Consider the following 255-nt stretch of genomic DNA (forward strand, 5'->3'; position numbering starts at 1 on the left):
CGATGAAGGACGGGACTAACACCGATATGCTTCGGGGAGCTGTAAGTAAGCTTTGATCCGGAGATTTCCGAATGGGGAAACCCCCTATCCGTAATGGGATAGGATCTTTACCTGAATACATAGGGTATTGAAGGCAGACCCGGGGAACTGAAACATCTAAGTACCCGGAGGAAGAGAAAGCAAACGCGATTCCCTGAGTAGCGGCGAGCGAAACGGGATTAGCCCAAACCAAGAGGCTTGCCTCTTGGGGTTGTA

1 rRNA gene is annotated in these 255 nt (G+C 51.0%); it reads left to right on the forward strand.

Annotated elements, in window-relative coordinates:
- Positions 1-255, forward strand: a 23S ribosomal RNA gene (locus tag M3175_RS24745); the annotation flags it as partial.

This window comes from Robertmurraya korlensis, assembly GCF_023715225.1.
Taxonomy (GTDB): Bacteria; Bacillota; Bacilli; order Bacillales; family Cytobacillaceae; genus Robertmurraya_A.